Raw genomic sequence first — 24,530 nt, forward strand, 5'->3', positions numbered from 1 at the left:
TCGGTAGAGGGGAGTTAGACCGTCTCGCCCTTGGGGGCGGCGACGAAGAGGCTGACGATGAACGCTGCGGCCGTAATGGCCACCGAGATCCAGAGGGCGGTGGTGTACCCGGCGGCGGTGGCCTGGGCGGCGAAGGGTGCCACGAGAACGACGCCGAGGCTCGCCCCGATGCCGAAGGAGGCACCGTTGATGCCGGGCAGGGCAGCCGGGGCTTCCTTGGGTGAGAGCAGCACCGAGAGCCCGTTGATGGCGGTGAGGAAGAAGCCGTTGTAGAAGATGCCCAGGGCCGCAACGGCGATCAGCACCGCGATCTGGTTGTCCGAGAACATGGCGGCTGCGATAGCGCACGCCAGGCTCAGGCCGGTGCCGGCGCGGAGGGTTTTGATCCAGCCGCGCCGGTCGGCGAGCCAGCCGGCGAGGGGTGCGGCGAAGACGCCGATCAGGGCGGCCGGGGTGAGGAACAGCAGCGCGGAAACTGATGCGGTCAGCCCGAAGCCGGCACCGGCGTCCTGGCTGAGGAGCACCACGGTGAAGTTGATGATGGCGAAGATGCCGGCGAGGGTCAGGACGGTTGTGGCGATGACCGGCCAGACTTGGCGGGAGCGCAGGTGGTGGACTGCGATGAGAGGGTTGGTGCGCCGTTTCTCGATGCTCCAGAAGGCGGCGAAGGACGCGATGGTGGCGGCGAGCAGTGCCAGGGTGCTGGGCGCTGTCCAGCCGGCGGCGGATCCGCCGGAGACGAAGTAGGTGATGAACACAAGGAACACGGAGAGGGATCCGGCGCCCCACCAGTCCATGGCGCCGCGCACGCCCCGCGGCCGTCCGGCTGGGACGATCTTGATGATGCAGGCGGCGGCGATGGCGGTGAGGACCAGCACGACCACGAAGATGGAGCGGAAGCCGAGGGTCTCGGCCATGAGCCCGCCCACGTAGCCGTCCACGCCCCCCACTCCGCCGTTGATGGCGGCGATGATGCCCACGGAGGTGCCGAAGACCTTCGCCTGTAGATTCTCGCTGAGCACGATGTAGGCGAGCGCGAACACGGCGCTGGAGACGCCCTGCAGGAACCGGCCGGTGACGAGCAGGGGCAGCGTGGGGGCGGCGATGCAGAGGATGGTGCCGGCGCCCATGATGCCGAGGACCAGGAGCAGGGCGGCGCGGCGGCCGATGAAGTCGCTCCAGCGGCCGATCACGGGCCCGGCGATGGCGCCGGCCAGGAAGAACATGGACTGGACGGGCGCGGCACTGTCGGCGCCCTGGCCGAAGCTCGCGGCGATCTGCGGCAGCGCGGGGGTGACCATGCTGGCGTTGAGCTGGAAGGACAGCACGCCCAGCAGCAGGGTGGAGATCAGCAGGGCGGCGCGGCGGCCGGCGAAGGCGGGCTGTTCCGCGCTGACCGGCGGGGAGGCGGTGACCGGGGTTGGGGTGTTCACATCAAACTCCTTTGTTCGAGCTGGATCGTCCGGAATGGCGATTCGAGTTGTTATACAACCATGTATGACGCACAAGTACAACCATGCCGTAGACTATTTCCTAATCCGGCCGCTTCCGGCTTCCCCTCGAGAGAGACTTTCCATGAGCAATCGACTTCCTGCCGTCACCGTCGTCGGCAGCATCAACCTGGACCTGATCGCCACCGCCGAGAGGCTTCCCACCGCCGGCGAAACCATCGGCGGCGCGGTGCTCTCCGAACAGCCCGGCGGCAAGGGCGCCAACCAGGCCGCAGCAGCAGCCCGCTTGGGCGGGAGCGCCCGCATGGTCGGCGCCGTGGGCAGCGACGCCCAGGGGCAGCGGATGCTGGCCGCGCTGGCGAGCGCCGGCGTCGACACCGCTGACGTCGCGGTCCATCCGGAGGCGACCGGGACGGCACTGATTGTGGTGGACCGCGACGGCGAGAACCAGATTGTCGTCTGCCCGGGCGCCAACTCCAGCCTCTCCCTGGAGGGTGTGGAGTTCGGCCCCGATGAGACGGTGTTGTGCCAGCTGGAGGTGGGCCTGCCCGTGGTACTGGAGGCCGCCAGGCGGTCCGCCGGGTACTTTGTGCTGAACGCCGCACCAGCGATGGACTTGCCGGCCGAGCTGCTGGAACGCTGCGACCTGGTGATCGTCAACGAGAGCGAGTACGCCCTAATCCCCGCCCTCGCCGCGGCCAAGCTGGTGGCCGTGACGTACGGCAAGGACGGCTCCGCGATGTTCGAACACGGGCGGAAGGTGGCCGAAGCCCCGGCCTCTGCCGTGAGCGTGGCGAACACGGTGGGCGCCGGCGACGCGTTCTGTGCTGCCCTGGTCTTGTCCCTGCGACAGGGGCTGGATTACACCCATGCCTTGGCCGTGGCCAACGCTGTGGGAGCGGACGCCGTGGGCCATCCCTCCTCCCAGCCTGATTTGGCACAGCTGGGCCACTATGTTGAGCGGACCGCCGCAACCGACGGTGCGCGGTGAGCGTCGCTTTCAGGCGGGCAGCGCCGTCGGACTTTCCCGAGGTCCGGCGCATCACCCGCGACGCCTACGTGCGGGCTGGACACTTCGCCGCGGACCACCCGTACATGAGCGTGCTGGAGGATGTGGAGCACCGCGCCGAGCATGCTCAGGTGTGGGTGGCGGAGGCGGCCGGTCGGGTGGTGGCGGCGGTGACGCTGACGTTTGCCGGCCAGCCGTACAGCGAGATCGCCGCCGACGGGGAGCTGGAGTTCCGGATGCTGGCCGTTGATCCCGCGGTTCAGGGCGGCGGAATTGGTCGCGTTGTAGTCCGAAGGGTCATTGAACACGCGCAGTCGCTGCCCGCAATCAGGGCGATCAGCATTACGAGCGCGACGTTTATGGGACGGGCACATGCTCTTTACGAATCCCTGGGTTTCCAGAGGGTTCCGAAGCGCGACTGGTACGTGCCCGGCGAGGACGTCCTTCTCTGGGTATTCCGCCTGGAGCTGCAACGATAGTTGCCCGCCGCTTGAGCCTGCCGATCAGGGCAATTCCCCCCGGCCCCGCCGTCCGACCGGTCAGGAACCCCAGGACCCTCTCTCACTTCCCGCACGTTTTCGGGCAACCCTCTCTCACGTTCTGGGAGGAGCTTGCGTGCGCAAACTGAGAGAGGGTTTGGGGAAAACGCGCAGGAAGTGAGAGAGCGTTGGAAGGGGCAACTGGGATCCGGACAGGCTCGATCACCGGACAGGCCCGATCGCCGCAGTCTCCATCACCCCGGCTACTCCCCGCGGGCCCTGGAAAGGTGGTTCGCGGCCGCGATTTCCAGGTGTGTCAGGTCGGACGCCACGGTGACGAATGTGAAGCCCTCCGCGATCCGCTGGCGCGCGATCTCACCGCTCGCTGTGTGAATGGCTGCGATTACGTCGGCGGCCTGTGCTGCCTCGCGGATGGTCACCAGCGCGGCGTTGAACTCCTCGGCCACGTCGGGATCGTTGGGGAACTTGCCGCCCACGGCCAGGCAGAGATCGGACGGGCCGATGTAGACGCCGTCGATTCCGGGCACGGCGCAGATTTCCTTCACGTTCTCCAGGCCCTCAGGCGTCTCGATCATGGCAAGGCACAGCACGGTGGCGTCGGCCTCGGCGGGCACCGGCCCGATCCGGAGCGCGGACCGCATGGGCCCATAGGAGCGCATGCCGTGGGGCGGGTAGCGTACGGCCCGGACTGCGGCGGCGGCTTCCTCGGCGTTGTTGACCAGCGGCACGATCACTCCGGCAGCTCCGGCGTCCAGCGCCTGCCCGATGAAGGCCGCGTTGTTGGACGGGACCCGGACGATTCCGGCAGCCCCGGCGGCATCAATCGCCATCAGGCCGTGCAGCCAGCCGGAATAACCCATCAGCCCGTGCTGGGCGTCGAGGGCCACGTAGTCATAGCCCAGCCGTGCCACGCGCTCGGTGGAGACCGGTGAGTCCAGGACCACCCAGTATCCGACGACGGGCTCATTGGCTCGGGCTTTTGCGGCAAACGATGCGGCAGTCATGGCAGATTCCTCTTCAGTTAGTAAAGGCGTGCAAGTGGGCTAGCGGTTGTAGTTGGGCATGGGCCCGCGGATTTCCGCGGCCACGGCATCACAGGTGGCCACCACATCTTCCGGCAGCGGGCCCTTCGCGGCCGCGGCGATGTTGGTCTGCAGCTGCTCCAGCTTGGAGCCGCCCAGCAGGATGGAGCCCACGCCGGGCTTGCTGAGCAGCCAGCGGAAGGACAGCTCCGGCAACGGCAGGCCCGTGCCGTCGGCAATGACACCGAGCTGGCGGACCGCCTCGAAGAGCCGGGGGTCCCAGTATCGCTGCTTGTACATCTCGGCCAGCCGGGAGCTGCCGAACCGGCCTTCGGTGGGTGATTGCGCAAAGGTGTGTTTGCCGGTGAGGAGCCCGCCGCCGAGCGGGTTGTAGACCATGGTCAGCAGCCCGGTGTGCTGGGCGAATTCCAGGTATTCGTCCTCGATCCGCGTGGCCAGCAGGTTGTACAGCTGCTGCGCCACCACCGGCCGCGGCACCCCGGAGCTGTCGGCTGCCGCGTTCAGCTCGCTGACTTGCCAAGCGGCGAAGTTAGACACGCCCCAGGCGCGGATCTTGCCGTCGCGGATCAGTTGGCCGACGACGGCGAGCGTCTCTTCCAGCGGCGCCTTCCGGTCCGGCTGGTGGAGGTAGAAAAGATCCAGCCGGTCCGTGGCCAGCCTCCGGAGGCTGCCCTCCACGGAGCGCGTGAGGCCCTCCGCCGAGAGGGGCGAGTTGTCGCCGGCGTCCGGGTGCGGCATCCCTGCTTTGGAGGCGAGGACGACGGCGTCGCGGTGCGCGGGCAGGAGCTTCGCCAGAATTTCCTCGCTGGCGCCGCCCGCGTACCCGTTGGCGGTATCCACCACGGTGATGCCCGCCTCGAGCGCGGCCGCCAGCATGCCGGCAGCCACCTCTTCCGATGCGGTGTCCCCGAAGGTCATGGTGCCCAGCGCCAGCTGCGAAATGGCAAGCTCCAGGCCTGCCACGTTGGTTCCCTGCATCAGCTTGCTTCCTCCATCAGTACCGGCTCACCGTGCGGCGCCACCTTGTTCAGTCTTGAGACCAGCTCGCGTGGTTTGCGGCCGGTCATGGTCAGCGGATCCAGCGCCGCAGCCCGCAGCGCGCGGGTGTAGGGGTCCCGGGGTCTGGTGAGGACCTGTTCGGTGGGGCCTTGTTCCACGATTTTGCCCTTGGACATGACCACCACGTGGCTGCTGCTTTCCCGCACCACGCCGAGGTTGTGGCTGATCATCAGGTACGTGAGCCCGCGGTCCCGCTGGATGTCCGCAAGGAGCTCCAGCACCTGCGCCTGCACCGAGACGTCCAGCGCGCTGGTGGCTTCATCACAGACCAGCAGTTCCGGCTTGGAGGCCAGCGCCCGGGCGATCCCAATGCGCTGGCGCTGCCCGCCGGAGAACTCAGCCGGACGGCGCCCCAGGGCAGAGGCCGGCAGACCCACCTGGTCAATCAGTTTGGCCGCTTCCGCCCGGCGTTCCTTGCCGGACCGGACGCCGCGCAGGATCAGGGGTTCGGCCACGATGTCCTCGGCGGTCAGGTGCGGATCCAGCGAACCGTAGGGATCCTGGAACACCATCTGCACCTTGGACCGGAGAGGCCGCAGCTGCCGGGCAGGCATCCTGGCGATGTCCTGGCCGTTGAGCAGGATCTCCCCGGAGGTCGGCGTCAGCAGCCGCACAATCGCCTTCGCGATGGTGGACTTGCCGCAGCCCGACTCCCCCACGATGGCCACGGTACTACCGCGCGGGACGTCGAAACTGACGTCGTCCACCGCGCGGAAGCTGGTGCGGTGCACGGCGTAGTCCACGGTGAGGTTCTTGACGGACAGCACCAGGTCCTGCCCGGCTGATTTCTCCGGCGGGGTGCTCAAGGATGAACTCACGGGTGTGCTCCGTTCAGTGTTACCGGGCTGGTGGTTGCCTGGCTGGACGTTGCCTGGCGGACGGTTGCCTGCTGGTCGGTTGCGTACGGCGACGGTGGGCCTGCTTCGAGCGCGTCATGGTGCGGTTCCCCGTCCCAGTGCCCCAGCTTAGGCACCGCGGCGAGGAGTTTCTTGGTGTACTCCGTCTGCGGGTGCTCAACGATCTGTTCCACTTCGCCGCTTTCCACGAACTTTCCGTCCTTCATCACGTGGATCCGGTCCGAGACCAGCCGCGCCACGCCCAGATCGTGCGTGATCATGAGGATGGCCACGTGGGTCCGTTCCTGCAGCTCCATGAGCAGGTCCAGGATGCCGGCCTGCACGGTGACATCCAGTGCACTGGTGGGCTCGTCGGCCACCAGCAGAACCGGGTCAACGGCGAGCGCCATGGCGATCAGGACACGCTGCTGCATGCCGCCGGACAGCTGGTGCGGGTACTTCTTCAGCTGCACAGCCGGTTCGGGGATGCGGACCTGCTCCAGGAGCTCCACGGAGCGCCTGTTCAGGTCGGCTGTGGAGGCGCCTCCTTTCCGGAGGATCGCCTCGCCCAGTTGCCGGCCGATGGTGTGCACCGGTGACAGCGCGGTCATGGCGTCCTGCGGGATCAGCGCGACGGACCGGCCGCGGAGCTTCGCGAACTTCTTCGGCTCAGTCACCACATCCACGCCGTCCAGCACTGCATGGCCGGAGATAACGGCGAGGTCGTCCGGCAGGAGCCTCAGGAGGCCCATCGCCGTCGTACTTTTGCCGGAACCGGACTCACCGATGATGGTGACGGTCTGTCCGGCATCGATGGAGAAGCTGATGCCGTCCACGGCGCGGATCACGCCGGCGGTGGTCATCAGTTCAACGGCAAGGTCCCTGACCTCCAGCACGCTCATGAGGCGGCTCCCTTCCGGCGCCGTACACGGTCCCGCAGGCCGTCGGCCAGCAGGTTCACACCCACCACCAGGATGGCGATCACGGCACCCGGGAGCGTCACGATCCACCAGGAGGTGGTGATGAAGTCCTGGCCGTCGGAGATGATCCGGCCCCAGGTGGCGAAGGGCCGCTGCGGGCCGGCGCCGAGGAAGCTCAGCGCGCTTTCCATCAGCACGGCAGTGGCCAGGAGCAGCAGGACCACCACAATCACCTGGTTGATGACGTTGGGGATGACGTGCTTGACCAGGGTGGTGATCTGGGGCAGGCCCAGGACCTTGGCCGCCTGGACGTAGGGCTTTTCGCGTTCCACGAGCACCAGCGAGCGGGTCAGGCGGGCGGGTTCTGGCCATTGGGCGATGGCGATCACGAAGGTAATCACCGGGATGGAGGGCCCGAACAGGGCCACCACCAGCAGGAGCATCATCAGCAGCGGCAGCGAGAGCTGCGCCTCGATCAGACGGGACACCACAGCGTCCACCCAGCCGCCAAAGAACCCCGCGAGCGCGCCGAGGACCACACCCACGAGGCCGGAAATCACGACGGCGAGCACACCGATGGTGAGCGACACCTGGCCGCCGTGCAGCACGCGGGAGAGAATGTCCCGGCCCAGCTGGTCGGTGCCGAACAGGTGGCCCGGGCTGAACGGCGGCAGGAAGCGTGAGGTGATGGCCTGGGCGTCCACGTCAGGCAGGGGCAGGACCTGGGCCAGAATGATCGGCAGGACCACCACGGCCGTGAGGAAGGCGCCCAGCACGATCTTCACCTTGGCGGAGCGTTCCCGCCGGGCCGCAGAGGAGCGGCGCAGCAGCCGCTTGGTGACCGCCGTCGGCCGTTTCATGCTCTCGGCGGCCAGCGGGATTTCGTTGACGGTACTCATGCGACGGACACCTTTCCGAGCCGGACCCGGGGGTCAAGCAGCGGGTAACACAGATCGATCAGGAGCTGGACGCCGACGGCGAGCACGGACGTCACCAAGACCGTGGCCTGGATCAGCGGGTAGTCGCGGGTTTCGAGGGCCCGGACCACCAGGGAACCCAGTCCTGGCCAGTTGAACACCACTTCAACCACAACCACGCCGTTGAGCATGCCGGCGAACCGTGTGCCCAGGGTGGTGAGGATGGGGATGGAGGAGTTGCGCATGGCATAGGCCCAGGTGAGCTTCTGCTCGCCCGTGCCGCGGGCCCTCGCAACCGTGAGGTACGGGGCGGCCATGTTGGTGCCCACCTCGCGGCGGACCATCCGGGACACCAGCGCGATCTGGAGAATGGCCACCGTGGTGACCGGCAGGACCACCCCGGACCAGCTGGTGAAGCCGGAGGACGGGAAGATGGGGAACACCACGGCGAACAGGGTCAGCAGCATGATGCCGATCCAGAAGTCCGGCATGGACTGCCCGGCGATGGTGAGCACGTTGACGCCGAGCTCACGCTTGGTGTCGGCGCGTTTGGCCATCCAGACCCCCAGCGGGATGGCCACCACGATGGCCAGCAGGATGGCGAGCACCGCCAGGAAGATGGTGTTGGGCAGCCGGGACATCACCACTTCCAGGGCGGGTGCCTGGAACGAGTAGGACTTGCCGATGTTCCCGGCGCCAAGGTCCTTGAGGAAGATACCGTACTGGGTCAGCAGGGGTTCGTTGAGCCCCATGGAGATCCGGATTTTTTCGAGGTCCCCGGTGGAGGCCAGCGGCCCGGCCAGGGCGTAGGCCGGGTCGCCGGGAGCCATCCGGATCAGGACAAAGACTGTGGACACGGTCAGGAAGATCGTGAGGAGGCTCTGCCCCAACCGTTTGGAGACGTATGTGAGCATGGGGCTAGCCGTTCACCTTGACTGTGGAGAGCTGGTAGGAGTTGATGGGGCGCAGTTTCAGGCCCTCTACGCGGGTGCGGCGGGCCAGCACCGCGTTGGGGATGAACGCCCACATGCAGGGCCACTGGGCCCAGATGTCCTTCTGGACGTCGGTGAGCAGCTTGGTGCTCGTGGCGGTATCCGTCTCGGAGGTGGCCGTGATGATCCTGCTGCTGATCTCCGGGAAAACGAAGCCGTGGTACGTGTCGCGGGTGGCTTCCTTCGCGGCGGTGCCTGCGTACATGCCCTGCAGGTTGGTCAGCGCAAGGCCTGTCTGGTTCCCGTAGCCGTTGCCCAGGATGTCCCAGTCGCCGGCTTTACCCTGGCGCCAGCTGGAGATGTCTCCGCCGGGTTCGAACTGCTGCAGCTCGGCGGTGACGCCGATCGCCTTCATCATTTCGACGAGGGCTTCCATGATGGACACGTCTCCGGCGAACTCCCCGGTTTCCCAGATGACCTTCACGGCCAGGTTGGCCACGCCCAGGTCCGCGAGCATGGACTTCGCTTTGGCGGGATCGTACTTGTACTCACCTGTTTCCACGGCGCCTGCCAACGTCTGCGGGACCACGCCCTTGGCGGAAGTGACCGTGCCGCCCAGGATGCCGTCAACGATGCTCTTGCTGTCGAAGCCGTAGGAGAGCGCCTCACGGACCTTGGGATCTGACATGGGACTGCTGGCGGGCTTGCGGAAGTTGTAGAAAAGCTGGTTGTAACGGGTGCCGGTGACCGATTCGATCTTGATGCCTTCAACGGACTTCAGCTGGGCTACCGAATCCGGGGTGATGGAGTCGATGACGTCCACCTCGCCGGAGCGCAGGGCCACCACACGGCTGGATTCCTCGGACATGAACCGGACGTTGACCTCGGAGATGTTGGGCTTCTCGCCCCAGTAGTTCTCGTTGACCACCAGTTTGTAGGTACCCGTTCCGCGGTCCGCGGAGGCCACCTTGTAGGGGCCGGTGCCTACGCCCTCCTGGAGCTCCTCCGGCTTGTTGGCGGCGGCCGGGGTGATGAGGATGTTGGACATCAGCGTGTTCAACACGGGCAGTGGGGCCTTGGTATCCAGTGTGAAGGTCAGTTCGTCCTTCTTGGTCACAACGGGCCATTCGGGGAACTGGGGTGCCAGGAAGGAGCCGTTGACCTGGCTGTACATCTCCAGCGCTTTGGAAACGTCCTCCACAGCAACCTTGGTGCCATCGGAGTACTTGATGTCGTTGCGCAGCTTAACGGTCCACTGGGTGGGGCTGGTCAGTTCGAAGCTTTCGGCCAGGACGTTGCGGGGCTTAAGGTCGTCGCCGATCTCGGTGAGGGCCTGGCGGACGGCGCGTTGGACGGTCACGGCGGCGTCGAACTGGTTGAGTTTGTTGTCGAGGCTGACCAGTGAGCGGTTCAGGCCAAGAGTGAGCGTGCTGGTGCCGGTAACGCCGGGGCCGGGGGCGGACGGGCCCACGCAGGCGGTGACGGCAGGAGCCAGCACGGCACCCGCGCCGGCCAGAGCGCCCCACCGGAGCAGCGAGCGCCGGGAGAGTGAATGTTGCGCTACTTCGCCGAGGAATGCACTGCCGCCGGCAACGCTGTCGGATCGAGTCATCTTTGACCTCCAGGTAAGGGCCGGCTCCTGCCGGCCAGATGCTGCATCTTGCTGATACAGGCACCAGGGTTGTTACTCCGATCACAATGTCATGATTGCGCAAAGTGCGCAAGTAGGTTAGCGTGTTTTGTGCAAGCAAATCCAAAACGGCTTCACAGTACCCAGTTCCGCGGATGCCAAAGGAGGCAGCGATGAAACGCATTATTGCCATTGCTGACGATCTTTCCGGCGCCGCAGAGACAGCAGCGGCCTTCCTGACGGAACACGCCGGGACCCGTAGTGATGCTGCGCAGAGCGCGCAAACTGTCCCCGGCAAGACAAGGCCCGACGACGGCGCCCCGCTAGTATGCCTGCTCCCGCACCTTCCGGAGGAGCTTGCCACCGCCCTGCGGAACCTCATGCAGGACGCGAACCGCGGGGTCGATAGGCTTTTGGTGCTGGACACGGACAACCGGAGGTTCCCAGCAGATGCCGCCGCCGGGCGGTTGCGCCAAGTCCTGGATTCCTTTCCTGTGGGGAACCACTCTCCCACGGCATTCCTGAAGATCGACTCCCTGCTCCGCGGGCCCGTGGCCTCCCAGCTGGAGGTTCTCAGCGCGGATGGTCCCGTCATCCTGGCGCCGGCACTGCCTCCGCTGGGCCGCAGCACGTTTAACGGAACGGTGCACCACCAGGGCGTGCCCCTGCATAAAACCACGTTGTGGCATGCCGAGCCGTCGGTTCCGCCGGCAACCATCGCCGCTGCCTTGCAGTCTTTGGCAACCACCCTGGTGGAGCTGTCCACTGTCCGCGGCGGCGGCGAGACCTTAGCCGCAGCACTGAAGGACGCCAGTGCCGGCCAGCCATTCCCCGTGGTGGTCTGCGACGCCGAGATGCAGGCCGACCTGGACGCCATCGTCAGCGCCGCCCTCACGATTCCCGGCGTCCGGTTCGCGGGTGCTTCCGCCTTGGGAGCCGCCCTAGGAGCCGCGATGGCGCGGACTGCCGGTATGGCACCCAACGGCAGCGCCGCCGTCGTACATTCCTCCATTGGCGAGCTCACCACCGGCGATTTTCCCCTGCTGGTGGTGGGCTCCGCCTCCGGCCCGGCACGCGAACAGTTGCAGGCCCTGGCCGATAACGGCGTTGCGGTCATCACCCTGTCCCCGGCGGACCTGCTGGCCGGAACCGCTGATCTGGTTCTGCTGGAGGAGGCCCTGGCCGCAGGCCCGACGGCCGTGACCGTGGATGCGGCCACGGTGGATCCGGCGGTGTCGGCCAGGCTTGCCGACGCCCTGGCCCGGACAGTGGCGCCGCTCGCCAAGGACCGGCCGCTGATGCTCACCGGCGGGGAAACGGCCCGCTCTGTGCTGGATGCCCTGGGCGTGCAGCGGCTGAGCGTTCAGGGCGAGATTGAACACGGCGCCGTCCTGTCGCTGGCTCCGGACGGAAACCCTGTGGTCACCCGCCCGGGCAGTTTCGGCGAAACAAACAGCCTCCGCACCATCCTGGCCGTATTGGCCGGCAATCCCACGCCACCACCTCCCCTGACAGGGAATCCCCCCAAAACGCACTCCCCTCTGCCGACGGCGCCCCAGCCGTCTCTGCCCGGAAAAGGACCCTCCATGAACTTTGTTGATCCCGCTGGACTCCCCTATGTAGCCGTGACCATGGGCGACGGCGCCGGCGTTGGACCCGAGGTGGTGGTGGCCGCCGTGCTCGACCCGAAGATCAACGCTGAGTGCAAACCCGTGGTGATCGGTGACGCGCTGCGCCTCCGCCAGGCCGCGGACATCCTGGGCATCGAAGCGGACATCCAGACCATCGTATCCGTGGAGGACGCAGTGTTCACGCCGGGCCGGGTGAACGTGATCGACCTGGCACTGCTGCCGGCGGACCTCCCCTGGGGGCAACTCTCCCCCGTGGCCGGGCACGCCGCCTATGAATACATCCGGGTGGCGAGCGAGCTGGCCATGGCCAGGAAAGTCCAGGCCATCTGCACCGCGCCGCTGAACAAGGAGGCCCTGCACGCCGCCGGGCACGTCTTCCCCGGTCACACCGAACTGCTGGCGCAGCTGACCGGGACCGAGGAAGTGTCCATGATGCTCTCCACGCCCAAGATCAAGGTCATCCACGTAACCACGCACATCGGGCTCATGGACGCTGTGCGGAAGATCAATCCGGCGCTGGTGGAGCGCACCATCCGCCGCGGCCACGAGGCCCTGATCCGTGCCGGCATCCCCAACCCGAAGATCGGCGTCTGCGCCATCAACCCGCACGCCGGCGAGGGCGGACTGTTCGGCCAGGGCGAGGAAGCGGAGAAGATCGAACCGGGAGTGAAGGCCGCCCGCGAATCAGGCATCGACGTCACGGGCCCGCTGCCCGCTGACACCCTGTTCTTCCTGGCCGGCCGGGGCGATTACGACCTGGTGGTGGCCATGTACCACGACCAGGGGCACGGCCCGGTGAAGGTGCTGGGCATCGAGGCCGGCGTGAACATCACCGTGGGCCTGCCTGTCATCCGCACCTCCGTGGACCACGGCACCGCCTTTGACATTGCCGGCAAGGCGATCGCCGATTCGCGCAGCATGGTGGAGGCCCTGCACCAGGCGGCGGAGATGGCCACCCGGCCCGCCGTGGCCGTGTAGGCGCACACGGCAATGCTGCGGGCAGTTGGCCGGGGCCGGAACTAGCATGGTAACCACGCCCACGGGAAGGAGACCGGGAATGCTGTCGGCAAATGCCAGGCGCGAAGAAATTTACCATCTGGCGCTCACCACCGGCCTGGCCTCCGTGGAGGAACTGTCCGCCCGGTTCGAGGTCACGGCCTCCACCATCCGCCGCGACCTGGCGCTCCTGAACGGGCAGGGCCGGCTGGCCCGCACGTACGGCGGCGCCATGGCCCTGGGCGCCCACCCGGAAGCATCGCTCCGGCAGCGCACCGGCGAGGCGTTTGAGCAGAAGCACGCCATTGCCCGCTGGGCGGCATCCGTGATTCGGCCCGGGGAGAACATCCTGCTCGACGCCGGCTCCACCGTGGGTGCCCTGGCCCACGAACTGCGGGGGTTTGATCGGTTGTCCGTGACGACGCCGGGCATCAACACCATGCAGGAACTGGCCGAGTCCGACGGCATCGAGGTGGACTGCCTGGGCGGGCGGCTGCGGAGCCTGAGCCAGAGCTTCGTGGGTCCCCTGGCCGAGGCAGCCCTGGAGCGGATGAGCTTTGACCGTGTGTTCATCGGCGCCGACGCCGTCACCGCCGAGGACGGCATCTGCGAGGCAGACCACGCCCAAACCCGGCTCAAGGAGCTCATGGCCCGGCGCGGCAACAGCGTCTACGTCCTGGCAGACTCCTCCAAGCTCGGCCTGCGGCCCTTCCATGCGTGGGCGCGGCTCGCGCTCCCCTGGACGCTGGTCACGGACGACGGCGCCGACCCGGGTCAGGTGCAGAAGTTCCGTGACGCGAGGGTCACGGTAGAGGTGGCTGAGGTACTGCCCGGCGGTTGAGCCTGTCGAAACAAACGACTCGCCCGTACGGCGGGGATACGCCTCGGTGGAGGGTGATGTCAGAGTCGGAAAATGGCACCGCTCCCTAAACTCATCATGCAGCCGCTCTATCCAGTGACTTCGCTACGCGCACCGGATAACTGACTAGCAATGCATAGACAAAGTACGCTTTTCGCTAGCCTTCGGAAGGGTCCTTCTGTGCCTGGCAACCGGCTCTTGACCGCCACACCGGCCCGGTCCAGCATAGGAAGACACACTGGCGGTCTCCAGAGAGATGGCGGTTGACGATGGCACGGGGAAATTTCGACGACCGATTCTGGGCAGGGCAATTTTCCAGATGGGCTGGCGCCGCAGCGATGCTCGGCGGCGTGCTGTGCGTCTTGGCCGCATTCCTACACAATCTGGAACCGATCGGCTGCATCGGCTCGGAATGCGAGACAAGAGCCATGCGTACATCAACCGGGTTTGTCCCTTTGGCAGCCTCTGCCGCGTCCCTTCTCATACTGGTTGGCGTTGCCGGTATGACACTCCTTGCACGGCGATCCGGCCAGTACCTCAAGCTTGCGAACGCTGGCCTGATTACGGCCGCAGTTGGGTTCATCCTGCTGTTTACGGGCGCGCTGATCCAGACGGCATTCTTCGCCGGCAACTTCCCAGGGATGCCCTATTTTGTCATCCCCGGGCTGCTGGCTATCATCGCAGGCCTCCTGATGATCGGGGTCTTCATTCTCCGTTCAGGTGTTCTTCCACGATGGCTCGGGATCTTCTTCGTGGTCAGCACTGTCGCTCTGCTGGCAGCCAACGAACAAACACCTGCTGTCCTGCTCGCCATACCTTTTGGGCTCGCCATGGTGGCGGCCGGCTACTACATGTGGGCAGGGGCGGCAACTATGCAGCCGCCCCTGCCAGAAGCGGCTGCATAGCCGAACAAACCTCATCCAAACGAGTCCCCGATCGGTAGGCGACGACGAGATTCGATGCCCGCTGAGGGATCCCCTGTTCAGCCCCGCGTCGTCGCCCCGCCACAGGAGGGCCACGAGCGCACGTCAGAGATGGTCACGGACGATGTAGCTGGACGATGTCCGCAACGAGGGTTCGGGGGGCCGTAGCCTCAAAATACTCCTGATCCAATCGAGGGTCCGGACGCTAAAATAGACCATGTTGGTCTTCCCAGCCATCGGACTACTGCTCTGGATTGCCTTCCTTCTTGTCGTGCTGGTCCTGGCCAGCATTCTCTGGGTCCTGTCCAGCCTGGTGCTCTGGATTACCGGCCTGAAGCCCCGGGCCAGTCAGAAGAAAGTTACCACCGCCGGACGGGACCCACGCCGGGTCCAACGCCCCATCCCGGACCCGGCTCCGACCCGGGCAGCACCCCCGGTTCGAGACCGGGCACTGCGGCCCGCACCCGCCCCGGCCTCGCCCGACATCTGGCCCAAATGGACTCCTGCCCACAGGCGCTACGTCGATGAGGAGTTGGCCCTTTGGCAGGAGCAGTTCGACGCGCTGAACTCCAAGAACTAGAAACTGCTCCAAATCGACAGGTCTTGTCACGCAGTTAACCACGCATTCACGCCGCCCTTACACACTGTTCAACCGGCCGCAATACGGTCGAAGCCATGGACAACATTTCGCGCAGATCCCTCCTTTCCGCCGGCCTCGGGGCCGGGCTCGTCGTCGCCTGGCCGGGTGCCGCCGTCGCCGTTTCAACAGCGGACGACGCCGGCCTCCGCACCGATCCGTTCCTGCTGGGCATTGCCTCCGGCGAGCCGTGGCCGGACGGCTTCGTGATCTGGACCCGGCTGGCGCTGGACCCGATCGCCGAGGACGGCCTGGGCGGCATGCCCTCCCGCAGCGTCGCCGTGGCCTGGGAAGTTGCTGAAGACGCCGGCATGCGCACCGTAGTAGCCCGCGGCGTCGAAACCGCCCGGATCGAAACCGGGCACTCCGTGCATGTGGAGCTCAAGGGCCTCCGCCCGGGGCGCGAATACTTCTACCGGTTCCGCACGGGCAAGCACGTCAGCGTGGTGGGCCGCACCCTCACCAGCCCGGCGCCGCACGAGACGCCGGCGGCGCTGGCCATGGCGTTTGCCAGCTGCTCGCAGTACGAGCACGGCTACTTCACCGCCTACTCGCGGCTGGCCCAGGACCAGCCGGACCTGGTGCTGCACCTGGGTGACTACATGTACGAGTACAAGAAGGACAGCTACGTGATCGGCGGCGGCAACCCGCGCGACCACCAGGGCCCCGAAACTTCCAGCCTGGCAGGGTACCGGCAGCGGCACGCGCAGTACAAGTCCGACGCCGACCTGCAGGCCGCGCACGCGGTCGCGCCGTGGCTGGTGGTGTGGGATGACCACGAGGTGGACAACAACTGGGCGGACGAGATCCCGGAGAACAAGGACGCCGGCCAGCTTAACGACACCACCGAGCGTTTCCGTCAGCGCCGGTCCGCCGCGTTCCAGGCGTACTACGAGAACATGCCGCTGCGCGCCTCGTCCGTGCCGGCCGGGTACGACATGAAGATCTACCGCACCATCCAGTGGGGCCAGCTGGCCAACTTCCACATGATGGACACCCGGCAGTACCGCGACGACCAGCTCGCCGGGGACGGCTGGAAGAAGAACGTCACCGAGCGCCTGGCCGAGGACCGCACCATCACCGGCGCCGAGCAGGAGAAGTGGCTGCTGGACGGCTTCAAGAACTCCACCCAGCGCTGGGACATCCTGGGCCAGCAAGTGTTCTTCGCCGAAAAGGACCGCAACAAGGCCCCGGAGATCGACGACGTCTCCATGGACGGGTGGGACGGCTACGCCGCCTCCCGCCGCCGCATCACCCAGGGCTGGGTGGACGCGAACGTCCGCAACGCCGTGGTCCTCACCGGCGACGTCCACCGCAACTGGGCCAACGACCTCAAGGTCGACTACAAGGACCCCGCATCCCCCGTGGTCGGCTCGGAACTGGTCTGCACGTCAATCACCTCCACCGGCAACGGCACCGGCTCCACAGTCGACCCGGTCCAGGCCTGGAACCCGCACCTGAAGTTCTACAACGACAACCGCGGCTACGTGAACACGAAAATCACCAAGGACGCCCTCACGGCCGACTTCCGGGTCCTGGACCACGTCACGACTCCGGGCTCCCCCGTCAGCACGAAGGCCTCCTTCGCCATCCAGGACGGAGTCCCGGGGCTCCAGTAGGGCATGTCGACTGTTTGCGGTTGAGCCTTTCGGCCCTGCGGTGGGGCTCATCGTCCAGGCCCCACCGCAGTCAAGCTCTCAGCCTGACCGTCAACGAATGTAGGTGACAGCTCCACCGAGGCCCCTAGGTAATTACTGCAAGTTTGATTGTGCTCTAACGAACTCCTCTGTGAATCGCAGTACGGCCACACTTCCAGGGTCGCGGTGTCCCACGCTGCGTTCCCCCTGCCACGCGGCCCGGCCCCGCCGCGATTGAAGCTGCGTGGTTCGGTCCACTGCAGAGCGTGCTGCTTCGACGACCTTTTCACCCGCGATCGGTCCCAGCAGCAGCGCGTTCGTGATCGGCAGCAGCACGTCGACGAGGGTCTTGTCTCCCGGCTCTGCACCCCCGCGTTCCATAATTCGATCGGTGAAGGCCCGGACCACGTTGGCTATCTCGTCTGGAACGAGGTCATCTGCCGTACCGAATTCGTCGAGTGTTCCGAGCAGGCCCGCACCAACGAGGGCCGCAAACGTTGAAGGATTCGCGGACGCAAAGGCCGCAGCGGCAAAACGAACAACGCTCGCTGCGTCGGCGTCTTCAGGCAGGGCCCGTAGGGAACCCACAACGGACTCGCTCCCGGCGGCGACTGTGATGCCCAGGTCACCGTCGCCGAGCACGGCGTCGAGCTCGCGCAACTCGTCCTTGTGGCTGAGCATCGCGGGCAGCGCGGCGAGCAGGACTTCCCGCAGCCGGCTGGGCCTTCCCGTGCGCCGCACCGACGCCATGTTCCCCGGCCTGTCCAGGTCCACCAGCTCCGGGCGTTCCGCCGTTGTTCCCGTTGGCTCAACCGTCCCCTGCCGGAAGAACGGCGAGGATGCGGGGGCGGCGATGAGCCGCTCAAGCTCGTCGTCGAGTTCCATGATGGAGACGGAGGCGCCGGCCATCTCCAGGCTGGTCACGTATTCCCCGATGTAGCGGTGGGCGATCGTAACTCTCCTGTCCCCGAGGACTTCGGCGAGCCGGCGGTAGATGACGTAAAGCTCTTCGAGCGGCGTCGCTCCCAGCCCGTTGACAAGTACCGCCACCCGCCTCCCCGGCGTCAGCTCGAGTTCCTTGTCGAATTCGGCGACGAACCGGTCGGTGATGGCATCGGCACTCTCGATCGGGCCGCGGTGCGTCCCCTGCTCGCCGTGGATTCCGACGCCGATCTCCATGTCGCCGTCGTCCAGGCTGAAAGTAGCCTCTCCCGCCGCCGGAAGGATCGTGGGCGAGAGTCCGACTCCCATCGTCCGGGTGGCGTCCGCGGCTTTCTGTGCCACCCGTGCCACTTCGGCCAGTGGTGCCAGTTCGTCGGCAATGGCACCTGCGGCTTTGTACACCAGGACGAGGCCAGCGACACCCCGCCGTGTGGCTGCCGACTCCGCGGGGGCGGAGAGGATATCGTCGGCGCCCAACACGGTTTCGACCTGGATTCCCTCGGCGCGGCAGAGTTCCGCCGCGAGGTCGAAGTTGTAGACGTCTCCCCCGTAGTTGCCGTACAGGTAGAGCAGCCCGGCACCGCCGGATACCGCGCGGGATGCCGCGTGGATGTGCGCCGCTGACGGTGAGGAAAAGACGTTTCCGACGGCGACGGCTGAACAAAGGCCGCGGCCGACGTATCCGAGGAAGAACGGAAGGTGGCCCGAGCCGCCGCCGGTCACGATCCCCACCCGGCCGACCATCGGCGAGTCCGCGCGGACCAGCGTACGGTTGTCGGTCGTGGCGGGGCGCACTTCCCCTGGATGCGCGGCGAAGATCCCTTGCATGACCTCATCGACGAACGAATGCGGATCGTTGATGATCTTCCGCATGTTCAGACCGCTCCGAGCACGGCGGCCTTGGCGAGATCGCCGGCAGGGGCTTCAGCGATGACTGCTGCGAGTTCCCGGATGCGGGCCGCATCCGGTTCATCCACCGGAGCGACGGCTGACCGGACGGGGCTGGCGCCGAAGCCACGGGCTGCGATGCCGGCTTTGAGGTGCGTCAGGCTTCCGCCGCGCACCGCTGCCACGGCCGCCACCACGTCCGCCTGGCGGAGCTGAACCTCGTCGGCATCTCCGGAAACCAGGGCGTCGCGGAGCGCGACGAACGGTTCCGGGTATGCCGAGGACACTCCGGAGACGATGCCGTGGCCGCCGGCCCCGATGAGGGCTGCGAAGGAGACGTCGTTGCCCGAAAAGACGGTGAATTCTTCCGGCCGTGCCCGCAGGAACCCGGCCACGCTCTCGTCCGTCTCACCGCTGAGCTTTACGCCGGCCACGCCACGGCTGGAGAGCTCCGCAAGCACGGAGTGACGTGACTGGGTCGATGTCCTTGCTTCAAAAAGGTAAGCGAAGACGTCGGCACCGGGGGTTGCCGCCACCAGCTGGGAATAGTAGTCCAGCACCTGGGCCTCGGGGGCAGGCTGGAAATACGGCGTGATGGCAGCCATTTTCGTTGCACCGTGGGCCACGGCGCGTCTGGCCAGTTCCACCGCTTGGCGTGTTCCCGCGGCACCGACGTGGATGTACACCCTGTCTGCCGGGAAGACCTGGAGGGCGATGTCGAGGATTTTGATGCGCTCGTCGTCGGTGAGTGTCGGGAACTCACCGGATGTGCCCGCGGGGAACAGCGCGTCCACGCCCTTTTCGCGGAGCCATTCCAGGTGCCGGCGGATTTCGGCCTCGGCGAGGGCTCCGTCCGCTGAGAAGAGGGTGGGGGTGGCGGTAATGACGAGGGGGGAGGTCGGCGGGGTCATGAGATGGTTGTCTCTTTCTGTTCAAGCGGCTGGTCGGTAGGGTTCGAGCTGGTGGAGGCCGCGCGGCGCACTGCGCGGCGGGCGCGCAGGCGGTCGATGACGGGCGGCAGGGTGACAGCCGCGAGGCTGATCAGGAGGATGGTCACCGCGATCGGGCTGCCGAGAATGTTCTCGGGTCCGCCGATCTCCAGTGCCCGGCGGAGGTTGCCTTCGGCGAGCTTGCCGAGGATGAGTCCCAGGACGACAGGACCGGCGGGGAATCCGTGGCGCCGCATGAAGAGTCCGACGACGCCGAAGATGAGCATCACCACCACATCAATGACGCTGTTGTTGACGGCGAACGTCCCCACCATGCAGAAGACAATGATGACGGTCCACAGGTAATGCGGTTTCAGTTCCAGGAGCTTGGTGACCCCGCGGAGGCGCAGGAGGCTGAGGCCCAGCGTGAGGACGGTGGCAACCGCGAGGATGCCGGCGATGCTCCAGACGAGGTCCGGTTGTGACGTGAACAGGGCCGGTCCGGGCTGGATGCCCCAGACGATCAGGGACCCGAGGACCACTGCCATGACGGAGTCGCCGGGAATTCCGAGTGCCAGTGTTGTGGCAACCGACGGCCCGATGCCCGCGTTTGATGCTGTGTCGCCCGCGGTGAGTCCTTCGATCGATCCTTTCCCGAACTCTTCCGGGTGCTTTGACGCCTTCTTGGCGGCGGCCCAGCTCATGATGCCGGCGATGTCGCCGCCGGCTGCCGGCATTGCACCAACGACGGCGCCGATGCCGGTTCCGATGCCCAGTGGCTTGACCATCCGCTTCATTTCGGAGCGGTTGGGCCACCAGCGGCCAAAGTTGGAGATCGGCGTGTGCTTTTCGGCCCGGTAGGACAGCATCTGGTCCAGGATGTCGGCGATCCCGAACAGGCCGATGATCACGGCAATGAACGGAATCCCGTCGCTGAGTTCCAGGACACCGAATGTGAACCGTTCGGTTCCCGTGATCGGATCGCGCCCGACGGAAGCCAGTGCCAGTCCTACAGCGCCGGCGATAAGGCCCTTGCCGATCTTGCCGCCGGAGACGCCGACCATCATGGTCAGTCCGAAGACGACCAGTGCAAAAGTCTCCGCCGGTCCGAACTCGAGCGCCAGCCGGGAAATCGGTATCGCCGCGACGACCAGGAGGATAAGCCCGAGGAAGGTGCCGATCGCCGAGGCAAACGCGGAAACGGTCAGGGCAACCCCGGCAAGCCCCTTCTTGGCCATCGGATAGCCGTCGAATGTCGTGCAGATCGACGCCGGGGTGCCGGGGGTGTTGATCAGGATCGCCGGCACCCGGTCACCGAAGTTCGCGGCCACGTAGATGGTGAGCAGGACGGCGAGGCCCGGGATCGGATCCATGCTGAGGGTGAAGGCGCTGGCCAGGGCCACTGCCATTGTGGCGGTGAGCCCCGGGAAGGTGCCGACGAGCATGCCGGCGAGCGCGCCGATCAGGATACAGAGGAGGACGGTGGGGTCGGCGATCTGACCCAGGCCTTCGGCGAGCGCGTTCATAGCGGAACTTTCAGCAGCAGGACAAACAGGGCGTACAGCACGAGGGAGACGAGGAACGGGAAGAGAAGCAGCGCCCTCCACCCGCGGCCTCCGATGATGTAGGACAGTCCGGCAACGAGCCCGAACGTGGCAACCCGGAAGTCCAGGAAGTACCAAAGCACTCCGTAGCCGAAGGCGGCGGCGATGACCGCGGCGACGCGGATCATGCCGAGCCTGGTCGGCGTCGTCAGCTCATCCCCGGACTTGCCGTCGGATATCTGGTCTTTGACTGCCACACCGATGGACAGCAGGCAGATGATCGCGCCAAGAATTCCAGGCCACCAACGGGGGCTCAGCCCCGTGGCGATATCCGGCTCTTTGACGTACTGCGTGAGCAGCAGCAACAGGCCTCCGACGGCCAGGGAGGCAAGCGGACCAACCAACTGGTAGGCACGTCCGACATGCCTTTCCGGTGCAGTCCCTGTCCCTGCGGTCTGGTCACTAGACACTGTGGATTTCCTCCGCTACTTGGCGAAGAGGGTGGAAAAGCGCTTGGCCTCGGCGTCATAGAAAGCCTGGAAGGCCTCAGGTGCCTCGTAGACGGGAAGGTTTCCGGATTTCTTGATGACCGAGACGAAGCTTTCGGACTCGGCAGCGGCCTTCACGGCGGCCGCGAGCTCATCGCGGACGTCGTCGGGGAGTCCGGCGGGTGTGCCCACGGCTCCCCAGCCGCCGATCGAGACGTCCGTGCCAAGTTCCTTGGCGGTAGCCACGCCGGGCAGGGCTGCGGATGCCTTGTCGTTGAGGATCGCGAGGACACGTAGGCGGCCGTCGGCAGCGGCAACAGAGGTTTCGGAGACGCCGGCTGCGACGGCATCGACCTGGCCGGCGATCGCCGCGTTCACGGCCGGGGCGCCGCCGTCGAACGGAACCGGCTTGAGCTCCACCCCTGCGGTCTTGTTGAGTGCTTTGGTCGCTGCCTGCCAGATGGAGCCCGCACCGGAGTTGGCCACGGTGATGGTTCCCGGCTTAGCCTTGGCGGCGTCGATCAGGTCCTGCAGGGTTTTGTAGGGGCTGTTGGCGGGGACGGCGATGGTCGCCGGGACGGACACGATCTGGCCGAGCAGGTCATAGCGTGCCGGGTCGATGTCGTAGCCCTGGTAGCCGAGCATGACGGTCTCGACCGGGAGGTATCCGATGGTGTAGCCGTCGGCGGGACGCGCCGAGAGGTACGTCAGGCCCACTGAGCCGGCCCCGCCAACACGGTTTTCCACCACGATCGACTGGCCGAGCTTCTTCTCCATCTCTGCGGCCAGGGTGCGGGCGGACAGGTCGGAAGCGCCGCCGGCCTGGTAGGGCACCACCATGGTGATGGACTTCGAGGGGAAATCACCGCTCTGGGCGGCCTCGCCGCCGCGGTTGGCGCAGCCGGCAAGGGCGACGGCGGCGATGGCGGCAGCTGCCGCGGCGGGCACGATCCGACGGAATCGGGTACGGGTGTTGTGATTCATGGGGCAGAGCTCACTTCCTTGTGAATGAATAAAGCAGGGAAAAACAGTCAGCTTCCGACGTACACCTTGCGGAGCCGAAGCCGGGAGCTGTCCAGGTGGTCGGCAAGCTCCTCAAGTGCGGCCTCGTCCTTTCCGGTGCGGATAAGGTCCGCGAGGACTTCATGGGCATGCAGGGCTGTCTGGAGACGGTCGTGCTCGAGGTTCACCACGAGCAGCAGGTTCTCGATGGTGGGCTGGTACTTCGACCACACGTCGGCGAGCCTGCGGTGGTGCGAGGCAATTCCGAACGAGCTGTGGAACTGCATGTCGGCCAGGGTGAACTCAGCCGGATCTTCGGCGGCGACGGCGGCGCGCATGCGCTCGATCGCGTTCTTCAGGAGCGCATCCAGCTCCGCGCGCCGCTCGACGATGGCCGTTTGCAGGCCAAGGCGTTCCAGCGATGCCCGCAGCGTGAACAGCTCGTCGATGTCGCCTGCAGTCAGTTCGACGACGGCGGCCGAGCGGCCGCGGGATTCAACAAGTCCCTCCTCCGTCAGCGTCCGGATGGCCTCACGGATGGGGCCGCGGCTGACCTGGAACACGTCGGCTAGCTTGGACTCGACGAGCAGGGAACCCGCAGGCAGTTCTTGGGTGATGATCTGCCTGCGAAGGACGTCCACCACCTGGTCGCCCAGGAAGTTTGCTCGCTGTACGAGGAGGGGCTGCGTCATTGGATCCTCATTTGTTTACTGTTTACCGTTTACGGTTTACCGTTAGCAGTAGACTACATGATCTTGCTCACAGGGCAACCCTCAATCCAAAAAAGGACAGCAATGAGCTCACGCGTCGCAGTAATCGGATCCATCAACGCCGACCTGACAGTCGGTGTCGAACGCCATCCGCGCCCTGGCGAAACAGTGCTCGGCAGCGGCGGGGAACTTGCGCCCGGCGGCAAGGGCGGCAACCAGGCTCTCGCTGCAGCGCGCCAGGGAGCGGAAACTGTCATGATCGGCGCCGTGGGCAGCGACCCGCACGCGGACATCGCCACCCGGCTGCTCCGCCAGGAAGGCGTGGACCTCAGCCACGTGAGCGTCGTCCCCGGGCCTACGGGCCTGGCCATCGTTGCCGTCGATCCGGGCGGGGAAAACAACATCATTGTGGTCCCCGGCGCCAATGCCCGCCTCACCCCAGGCCACATCGCGGCTGCAGAGGACACCCTCGCTGCCTGCGCGGTGGCGGTCATCCAGGGGGAGATCCCGGCTGAAACCATCGAGTTCGCCTCCGAGAGCCTTGGCAGGCTGGGCGTCCGGCAGGTCCTCAACCTTGCCCCCGTGCTGGACCTTCCGCCGTCAGTGCTTGGACGGTCCGATCCTTTGGTTGTCAACGAACACGAGGCGGCACAGATCCTCGCCGAAGCCGGAGGCAGGGCTGTCTCCCTCACCACGACGGATGCAGCCTACGGCCAGGAACTCGCGGGAGCGCTCGTCGAAAGCGGGATCAGGTCAGTGGTGGTCACACTGGGATCTGCCGGCGCGGTTTTGGCCACCAGCGAACTCAGCATTCACATTGACGCGCCCAAGGTCGAAGCGGCGGACACCACCGGGGCAGGTGACGCCTTCGTGGGTGCCCTGGCCGCGTGCCTGGCGCGGGGCAGCGACCTGCAGAGTGCCTGCGCACAGGCAGTCCGCGTTGCCGCCTTCTCGGTCCGGGGGCACGGAGCGCAGGACTCCTATCCGGCAGCAAGCGAAGCGCTCCCCCGCTGACCCGGCGTGTTCGAGAGAGAGCAACAGCTGACG

22 protein-coding genes are annotated in these 24,530 nt (G+C 66.4%); 8 read left to right on the forward strand and 14 right to left on the reverse strand.

Annotated features, from left to right (window positions below):
• Positions 1 to 14: 14 nt before the first annotated feature.
• Positions 15 to 1,433, reverse strand: coding sequence for an MFS transporter (locus NG697_RS00455; RefSeq protein ID WP_252613150.1), 1,419 nt, complete (start codon positions 1,431 to 1,433; stop codon positions 15 to 17).
• A 142-nt stretch (positions 1,434 to 1,575) separates the two neighbouring features.
• Here NG697_RS00455 and NG697_RS00460 point away from each other — a divergent pair, with 142 nt between their 5' ends.
• A complete protein-coding gene (locus NG697_RS00460; RefSeq protein ID WP_252613152.1) occupies positions 1,576 to 2,442 on the forward strand; it encodes a ribokinase in 867 nt (288 codons plus the stop codon).
• Positions 2,439 to 2,939, forward strand: a complete 501-nt coding sequence (locus tag NG697_RS00465) for a GNAT family N-acetyltransferase (protein WP_252613155.1) — start codon at positions 2,439 to 2,441, stop codon at positions 2,937 to 2,939. Before NG697_RS00460 ends, NG697_RS00465 begins: the two co-directional genes overlap by 4 nt.
• A 263-nt stretch (positions 2,940 to 3,202) precedes the next feature.
• On the opposite strand, the gene NG697_RS00470 is transcribed toward NG697_RS00465, so the two are convergent.
• Genes NG697_RS00470 through NG697_RS00500 form a run of 7 tightly spaced genes read right to left on the reverse strand, consistent with a single transcriptional unit; the run spans position 3,203 to position 10,279 of the window.
• The gene (locus NG697_RS00470; RefSeq protein WP_252601294.1) at positions 3,203 to 3,964 is read right to left on the reverse strand and encodes an HpcH/HpaI aldolase family protein; all 762 of its coding nucleotides are present in this window, start codon (positions 3,962 to 3,964) and stop codon (positions 3,203 to 3,205) included.
• A 39-nt stretch (positions 3,965 to 4,003) separates the two neighbouring features.
• The gene (locus NG697_RS00475) at positions 4,004 to 4,981 is read right to left on the reverse strand and encodes an aldo/keto reductase (protein ID WP_252601296.1); all 978 of its coding nucleotides are present in this window, start codon (positions 4,979 to 4,981) and stop codon (positions 4,004 to 4,006) included.
• Positions 4,981 to 5,880 carry an ATP-binding cassette domain-containing protein gene (locus NG697_RS00480; RefSeq protein ID WP_252601298.1) on the reverse strand — a complete coding sequence of 300 codons (900 nt, stop codon included), beginning with the start codon at positions 5,878 to 5,880 and terminating at the stop codon, positions 4,981 to 4,983. Before NG697_RS00480 ends, NG697_RS00475 begins: the two co-directional genes overlap by 1 nt.
• On the reverse strand, positions 5,877 to 6,800 hold the full coding sequence (locus NG697_RS00485) for an ABC transporter ATP-binding protein (RefSeq protein ID WP_252613157.1): 924 nt from the start codon (positions 6,798 to 6,800) through the stop codon (positions 5,877 to 5,879). Before NG697_RS00485 ends, NG697_RS00480 begins: the two co-directional genes overlap by 4 nt.
• Positions 6,797 to 7,717 carry an ABC transporter permease gene (locus NG697_RS00490; RefSeq protein ID WP_252601304.1) on the reverse strand — a complete coding sequence of 307 codons (921 nt, stop codon included), beginning with the start codon at positions 7,715 to 7,717 and terminating at the stop codon, positions 6,797 to 6,799. Before NG697_RS00490 ends, NG697_RS00485 begins: the two co-directional genes overlap by 4 nt.
• A complete protein-coding gene (locus NG697_RS00495) occupies positions 7,714 to 8,649 on the reverse strand; it encodes an ABC transporter permease (protein ID WP_252601307.1) in 936 nt (311 codons plus the stop codon). Before NG697_RS00495 ends, NG697_RS00490 begins: the two co-directional genes overlap by 4 nt.
• Positions 8,650 to 8,653: 4 nt before the next feature.
• Positions 8,654 to 10,279, reverse strand: a complete 1,626-nt coding sequence (locus tag NG697_RS00500; RefSeq protein WP_252601310.1) for an ABC transporter substrate-binding protein — start codon at positions 10,277 to 10,279, stop codon at positions 8,654 to 8,656.
• 191 nt (positions 10,280 to 10,470) lie between these two features.
• Between NG697_RS00500 and pdxA the strand changes: the two genes are divergently transcribed.
• The 5 genes from pdxA to NG697_RS00525 all read left to right on the forward strand — a co-directional run bounded on the left by pdxA (position 10,471) and on the right by NG697_RS00525 (position 16,962).
• Positions 10,471 to 12,906 carry a 4-hydroxythreonine-4-phosphate dehydrogenase PdxA gene (gene pdxA, locus NG697_RS00505; protein ID WP_252607751.1) on the forward strand — a complete coding sequence of 812 codons (2,436 nt, stop codon included), beginning with the start codon at positions 10,471 to 10,473 and terminating at the stop codon, positions 12,904 to 12,906.
• A gap of 79 nt (positions 12,907 to 12,985) precedes the next feature.
• Positions 12,986 to 13,765 (forward strand): DeoR/GlpR family DNA-binding transcription regulator, encoded by a 780-nt coding sequence (locus NG697_RS00510; protein WP_252601315.1) that lies wholly within the window; start codon positions 12,986 to 12,988, stop codon positions 13,763 to 13,765.
• Positions 13,766 to 14,286: 521 nt separating this feature from the next.
• A complete protein-coding gene (locus tag NG697_RS00515) occupies positions 14,287 to 14,688 on the forward strand; it encodes a hypothetical protein (RefSeq protein WP_252613160.1) in 402 nt (133 codons plus the stop codon).
• 235 nt (positions 14,689 to 14,923) lie between these two features.
• A complete protein-coding gene (locus NG697_RS00520; protein WP_252613163.1) occupies positions 14,924 to 15,286 on the forward strand; it encodes a hypothetical protein in 363 nt (120 codons plus the stop codon).
• A 95-nt stretch (positions 15,287 to 15,381) separates the two neighbouring features.
• On the forward strand, positions 15,382 to 16,962 hold the full coding sequence (locus tag NG697_RS00525) for an alkaline phosphatase D family protein (protein WP_252613165.1): 1,581 nt from the start codon (positions 15,382 to 15,384) through the stop codon (positions 16,960 to 16,962).
• 132 nt (positions 16,963 to 17,094) lie between these two features.
• On the opposite strand, the gene NG697_RS00530 is transcribed toward NG697_RS00525, so the two are convergent.
• Genes NG697_RS00530 through NG697_RS00555 form a run of 6 tightly spaced genes read right to left on the reverse strand, consistent with a single transcriptional unit; the run spans position 17,095 to position 23,465 of the window.
• Entirely contained in the window at positions 17,095 to 18,795 is a 1,701-nt protein-coding gene (locus NG697_RS00530) for a dihydroxyacetone kinase family protein (RefSeq protein ID WP_252607747.1), read from the reverse strand.
• 2 nt (positions 18,796 to 18,797) lie between these two features.
• Positions 18,798 to 19,721 carry a dihydrodipicolinate synthase family protein gene (locus NG697_RS00535; RefSeq protein WP_252607746.1) on the reverse strand — a complete coding sequence of 308 codons (924 nt, stop codon included), beginning with the start codon at positions 19,719 to 19,721 and terminating at the stop codon, positions 18,798 to 18,800.
• Positions 19,718 to 21,265: a tripartite tricarboxylate transporter permease gene (locus tag NG697_RS00540; RefSeq protein WP_252607745.1), complete on the reverse strand. Its 1,548-nt coding sequence runs from the start codon at positions 21,263 to 21,265 to the stop codon at positions 19,718 to 19,720. The genes NG697_RS00535 and NG697_RS00540 overlap by 4 nt, the downstream gene beginning before the upstream one ends.
• The gene (locus tag NG697_RS00545) at positions 21,262 to 21,753 is read right to left on the reverse strand and encodes a tripartite tricarboxylate transporter TctB family protein (RefSeq protein ID WP_252607744.1); all 492 of its coding nucleotides are present in this window, start codon (positions 21,751 to 21,753) and stop codon (positions 21,262 to 21,264) included. The genes NG697_RS00540 and NG697_RS00545 overlap by 4 nt, the downstream gene beginning before the upstream one ends.
• Positions 21,754 to 21,768: 15 nt before the next feature.
• The gene (locus NG697_RS00550; protein ID WP_252607743.1) at positions 21,769 to 22,755 is read right to left on the reverse strand and encodes a tripartite tricarboxylate transporter substrate binding protein; all 987 of its coding nucleotides are present in this window, start codon (positions 22,753 to 22,755) and stop codon (positions 21,769 to 21,771) included.
• 47 nt (positions 22,756 to 22,802) lie between these two features.
• A complete protein-coding gene (locus tag NG697_RS00555) occupies positions 22,803 to 23,465 on the reverse strand; it encodes a GntR family transcriptional regulator (protein ID WP_252607742.1) in 663 nt (220 codons plus the stop codon).
• Positions 23,466 to 23,567: 102 nt separating this feature from the next.
• Between NG697_RS00555 and NG697_RS00560 the strand changes: the two genes are divergently transcribed.
• On the forward strand, positions 23,568 to 24,497 hold the full coding sequence (locus NG697_RS00560; RefSeq protein WP_252607741.1) for a ribokinase: 930 nt from the start codon (positions 23,568 to 23,570) through the stop codon (positions 24,495 to 24,497).
• Positions 24,498 to 24,530: the final 33 nt, after the last annotated feature.

Origin of the sequence: Pseudarthrobacter raffinosi (genome assembly GCF_023913835.1) — a bacterium.
Taxonomy (GTDB): domain Bacteria; phylum Actinomycetota; class Actinomycetes; order Actinomycetales; family Micrococcaceae; genus Arthrobacter; species Arthrobacter raffinosi.

Coding starts and splice junctions, on each gene's coding strand:
- NG697_RS00460 (WP_252613152.1), top strand. CDS start 1,576: ATGAGCAATCGACTTCCTGCCGTCACCGTCGTCGGCAGCATCAACCTG.
- NG697_RS00470 (WP_252601294.1), bottom strand. CDS start 3,964: ATGACTGCCGCATCGTTTGCCGCAAAAGCCCGAGCCAATGAGCCCGTC.
- NG697_RS00475 (WP_252601296.1), bottom strand. CDS start 4,981: ATGCAGGGAACCAACGTGGCAGGCCTGGAGCTTGCCATTTCGCAGCTG.
- NG697_RS00485 (WP_252613157.1), bottom strand. CDS start 6,800: ATGAGCGTGCTGGAGGTCAGGGACCTTGCCGTTGAACTGATGACCACC.
- NG697_RS00490 (WP_252601304.1), bottom strand. CDS start 7,717: ATGAGTACCGTCAACGAAATCCCGCTGGCCGCCGAGAGCATGAAACGG.
- NG697_RS00495 (WP_252601307.1), bottom strand. CDS start 8,649: ATGCTCACATACGTCTCCAAACGGTTGGGGCAGAGCCTCCTCACGATC.
- NG697_RS00500 (WP_252601310.1), bottom strand. CDS start 10,279: ATGACTCGATCCGACAGCGTTGCCGGCGGCAGTGCATTCCTCGGCGAA.
- pdxA (WP_252607751.1), top strand. CDS start 10,471: ATGAAACGCATTATTGCCATTGCTGACGATCTTTCCGGCGCCGCAGAG.
- NG697_RS00510 (WP_252601315.1), top strand. CDS start 12,986: ATGCTGTCGGCAAATGCCAGGCGCGAAGAAATTTACCATCTGGCGCTC.
- NG697_RS00515 (WP_252613160.1), top strand. CDS start 14,287: ATGACACTCCTTGCACGGCGATCCGGCCAGTACCTCAAGCTTGCGAAC.
- NG697_RS00520 (WP_252613163.1), top strand. CDS start 14,924: ATGTTGGTCTTCCCAGCCATCGGACTACTGCTCTGGATTGCCTTCCTT.
- NG697_RS00525 (WP_252613165.1), top strand. CDS start 15,382: ATGGACAACATTTCGCGCAGATCCCTCCTTTCCGCCGGCCTCGGGGCC.
- NG697_RS00530 (WP_252607747.1), bottom strand. CDS start 18,795: ATGCGGAAGATCATCAACGATCCGCATTCGTTCGTCGATGAGGTCATG.
- NG697_RS00535 (WP_252607746.1), bottom strand. CDS start 19,721: ATGACCCCGCCGACCTCCCCCCTCGTCATTACCGCCACCCCCACCCTC.
- NG697_RS00540 (WP_252607745.1), bottom strand. CDS start 21,265: ATGAACGCGCTCGCCGAAGGCCTGGGTCAGATCGCCGACCCCACCGTC.
- NG697_RS00550 (WP_252607743.1), bottom strand. CDS start 22,755: ATGAATCACAACACCCGTACCCGATTCCGTCGGATCGTGCCCGCCGCG.
- NG697_RS00555 (WP_252607742.1), bottom strand. CDS start 23,465: ATGACGCAGCCCCTCCTCGTACAGCGAGCAAACTTCCTGGGCGACCAG.
- NG697_RS00560 (WP_252607741.1), top strand. CDS start 23,568: ATGAGCTCACGCGTCGCAGTAATCGGATCCATCAACGCCGACCTGACA.